4 protein-coding genes are annotated in these 2,923 nt (G+C 35.6%); 2 read left to right on the forward strand and 2 right to left on the reverse strand.

What is annotated here, in order from left to right; genetic code table 11:
- Positions 1–227: 227 nt before the first annotated feature.
- Together EUBHAL_RS13955 and EUBHAL_RS13960 are read right to left on the reverse strand one after the other, a co-directional pair.
- Positions 228–998, reverse strand: coding sequence for a 4Fe-4S binding protein (locus tag EUBHAL_RS13955; protein ID WP_005351565.1), 771 nt, complete (start codon positions 996–998; stop codon positions 228–230).
- A 343-nt stretch (positions 999–1,341) separates the two neighbouring features.
- Positions 1,342–1,566 (reverse strand): helix-turn-helix domain-containing protein, encoded by a 225-nt coding sequence (locus EUBHAL_RS13960; RefSeq protein WP_005351566.1) that lies wholly within the window; start codon positions 1,564–1,566, stop codon positions 1,342–1,344.
- A gap of 91 nt (positions 1,567–1,657) precedes the next feature.
- Here EUBHAL_RS13960 and EUBHAL_RS13965 point away from each other — a divergent pair, with 91 nt between their 5' ends.
- On the forward strand, positions 1,658–2,119 hold the full coding sequence (locus EUBHAL_RS13965; RefSeq protein WP_005351568.1) for a hypothetical protein: 462 nt from the start codon (positions 1,658–1,660) through the stop codon (positions 2,117–2,119).
- A 20-nt stretch (positions 2,120–2,139) separates the two neighbouring features.
- A complete protein-coding gene (locus EUBHAL_RS13970; protein WP_022170155.1) occupies positions 2,140–2,598 on the forward strand; it encodes a hypothetical protein in 459 nt (152 codons plus the stop codon).
- Positions 2,599–2,923: the final 325 nt, after the last annotated feature.

Raw genomic sequence — 2,923 nt, forward strand, 5'->3', positions numbered from 1 at the left:
TCGCCAGAAGATTGTGGCTTTTTAAAAAGTTGAATCATAAGAGTTCGACACTCATATTGTTATTTTAATGTGTAAAAATAATAATTTTTTCTTATGGATTTTTGTGTCAATCCTTCGAAATTTAGTTTCCCAGGCAGACTCATTCTCCTGTCTTCTTCCCCAAATCTTTTAATAAATTTGCCGGGGTTCGTCTGTCTACTCACCCCGGCAAATTCCTATTTGCTGAATTAATCTAAAATTTTGCCGTCAATAGAAATTGTTACCACCTGCCATGGAATAAACTTTCCACTGTTTTTCAAAGCAGTCACAGCGGCATGTTCCAATCCACCGCAGCAAGGAACTTCCATACGGACGATGGTAACACTTTTAATATCGTTAGTAGCGATAATTTCTGTAAGTTTTTCACTATAGTCAACAGCATCGAGTTTTGGACATCCTACCAGAGTGATTTTTCCTTTGATAAAATCCTGATGGAAGTTAGCATAAGCATATGCGGTACAGTCAGCAGCAATTAACAATTTTGCACCGTTAAAATATGGAGCAGTAACTGGAGCTAATTTAATCTGCACTGGCCACTGGCTAAGCTGAGAGGTGATTGCAGCAGGTGTAGAAGTAGTTTCATTATCAGAGGCAGAATCTGCTGTGTTCTGGCGGTTAAACTGTGCGATACGCTGGCCTGGACAACCGTGAGCTGTGTGTGCTTTTTTCGCTTCGTTAGATTGTGGTACAGACTGTGCAGTATTAATGGCAGAAGCCTCTTTTTTCTGTTTATTTGCCATTACTGCAGCTTCATCATAAGCGGCAGCTTCACGTTCTTCGAAAGTGATTGCTCCAGTAGGACAGGCTGGCAGACAGTCACCAAGTCCGTCACAGTAGTCATCACGCAAAAGCTTTGCCTTTCCGTTCACCATTCCAATTGCGCTTTCATGGCAGGCATCGGCACAGGCACCACAGCCGTTACATTTTTCTTCGTTAATGTGTATAATTCTTCGAATCATCGTTAGTTCTCCTTTGTTTTTTGAATTTATGTGAGATAAAAATACTGTCACAGTTATGTGGAAAGCTTTGTGACAGTCTGGATTTCTTGGTTCTGTGTTATTGTAATATAGATGAGAAGAAAAAACCGTTGTTTTAACAACAAAAAGAGAAAAAATCTGATTTGCCGCAGGCAAGGGGGACGCCTCAAGGAAGAAAATACCCTATATTTGTGACTTTTGTCGCTGTAGGTTGAATGTTCGCTTAATCACTCACATTCAACCTTTACTCCCAGGCCACAAATATAGGGTATCGTCTCTCTTTGGGTGAGTCAATTTTGGCATTCGGTAAATTCAAAATTTAAAGTTATTTTTTTATTATCCGTGGATATGGTTTCTTTTCATCAGTCAATCCAGCAAGATAATCCATGCTTGTCTCTAATGCCAATGCAATTTTTCTACATTGTTCAAATGTGTAATAGCGTTTTCCATTTTCTATTTTGGAATAATCGCTTTGATCAATTCCTGTTAATAATTGCATTTTTACCTGGGTGTAACCTTTTTCTTTTCTTAATTCCTTTAAACGAGACATAAGAACTCCTTTTTTGAAGAATTATGTCATACTGACCTATTGACTTTAGGGTGAAATTGACCTATTATTAAAGAAAAATCAAGGAGGAAGTATGGTTGTAATATTTTTTAATTTAGGCTTGGTATTGGCATTTATATTACTGGTTTCTATTGTTTTTATTAATGCATCTACCAAATTTGTATTAGCTATTCTGGGAGTGATTTGTATTTTATTTTTGATTAAAGATATAATTCAGGATTTATATTTTGCATTATATAAGTACAAAAATAATGTCCTTATTGTAATTATATCGTTTGCTCTTGATATTGCTAGAATAGCCTTTTTTTATAAACTTATACATCATTTTGCAGCAGGAACAGCCAGGGCAACTGGATTATCTACGTTTGGATGGATGTTAGGATATGTTATTTCAATATTAGTAGGAGGAGTTCTCTTTTTTGCTGGGGAAGCGAATGGATTACTTTTTGGAATGGGCCAGAAAAATGAATCATCTATTCTGATGAATGTATTTATGACAGGGTGTTTGGTAGCCTTTTGTCATTTTATAATATAATTTTTATACAGGAGGGTTTTATGAATCAAATAACAGAAAAAGAGAGAGAGTTTATTGAAAATAAACTTAAAATGACAACAAGAACAATAGTAGTTTCGCGTACAAAGCAATTTTGTCTAAATAAAATAGGATGTGAGATTATCTTTGATGGACGAAAGATAGCATCGGTAGATAGTGGGAAAAAGGTGGATATAAAAATCAATGGACTTCCCCATAAAATAGCCTGTCTTTGGACATTTGCTGATGGGAATCAGACATTAACGGAAACTTTTACAATCCCATATGGTGTGTCATCTCTTAAATATGAGACAATGAGAAAAATAGAAAATAGTCATTTGTTTACTTTAAAAGGATTGAATCTAACAACAACACCAGTTGGCATTTTGATGGAAGATACCAGATTAAGAGAGGAAAGTAATAATTTGTTCCGTCAAAAATTAAATGAAATGTTACAGTGGTATAGAACAAATAATTTATAATTTAATCAATAAAGAGATAAATCCCCAAAAGGAAGACTTTTGGGGATTTATTTATTAAGCTACTTTTTGATGTTACTATATTCTTGCCTTGACATTGTAACAATAGATTACGTTAATCTTTAATAGCCCATTTTCCATTCTCTCCCAAATATAATCTTCTAAACAATCCCCAAATTCTCCAACATGAATTCTGATTTTGCTCCAACAGCCAAAGACAGCTCCCAAAGAGAGACAATACGCTATATTTGTGGCCTCGGAGCAGAGGGTGGATGCGAGCGCATAAGCGAACATTCAACCTGCAGCGACTAAAGTCACAAATATAGCG

The sequence above is a fragment of the Anaerobutyricum hallii DSM 3353 genome (assembly GCF_000173975.1).
GTDB lineage: Bacteria > Bacillota > Clostridia > Lachnospirales > Lachnospiraceae > Anaerobutyricum > Anaerobutyricum hallii.

What these genes read in the sequence shown, in the direction of transcription:
- EUBHAL_RS13960 (WP_005351566.1), bottom strand. Translation starts at nt 1,566, where the DNA reads ATGTCTCGTTTAAAGGAATTAAGAAAAGAAAAAGGTTACACCCAGGTA.
- EUBHAL_RS13955 (WP_005351565.1), bottom strand. Translation starts at nt 998, where the DNA reads ATGATTCGAAGAATTATACACATTAACGAAGAAAAATGTAACGGCTGT.
- EUBHAL_RS13965 (WP_005351568.1), top strand. Translation starts at nt 1,658, where the DNA reads ATGGTTGTAATATTTTTTAATTTAGGCTTGGTATTGGCATTTATATTA.
- EUBHAL_RS13970 (WP_022170155.1), top strand. Translation starts at nt 2,140, where the DNA reads ATGAATCAAATAACAGAAAAAGAGAGAGAGTTTATTGAAAATAAACTT.